This window comes from Undibacterium sp. TJN19 (genome assembly GCF_049339485.1).
Taxonomy (GTDB): Bacteria; Pseudomonadota; Gammaproteobacteria; order Burkholderiales; family Burkholderiaceae_D; genus Undibacterium.
On sequence record NZ_JBMPPL010000066.1, the window covers coordinates 1 to 447 of the forward strand.

At 60.9% G+C, this 447-nt stretch carries 1 protein-coding gene; it reads left to right on the plus strand.

Annotation, left to right across the window (positions count from 1 at the left end; all coding sequences use genetic code 11):
* The coding region (locus ACO0LH_RS28545) for a condensation domain-containing protein (RefSeq protein ID WP_422944534.1) at nucleotides 1–447 on the plus strand (447 nt) is incomplete at both ends.

Here is a 447-nt window from a genome sequence, read left to right on the forward strand (position 1 = left end):
CTCCTGGGCCGCTATGCCCGCCAGCACGACATCGCCATCGGCACCCCTGTGGCCAACCGCCGCCACAGCGAGACAGAAGACCTCATCGGCTTCTTCCTCAACAGCCTCGTCATGCGCTTTGATCTGCGCCACAACCCCAGCTTCACCGACCTCTTAAGCGCCACCCGAGAAATGGCCCTGGAAGCCTATGCCCACCAGGACATCCCCTTCGAACACCTCGTTGAACGCTTAAACCCCGTCAGAAGCTTAAGCCACGCCCCCTTATTCCAGGTCTCCTGCTCCCTCGTCAATACCCCCGTCGGTGGCCAGGCCTTCCCCGACATCGACGTCGAACCCCTCCAGGTCAGCGAAGAACAAGGCGTTGCCCGCTATGATCTGACCTTCAACTTCTCCGTCCAGGCCGATGGCAGCCTCCTGGGCAGCATGGAATACAACACCGACCTGTTC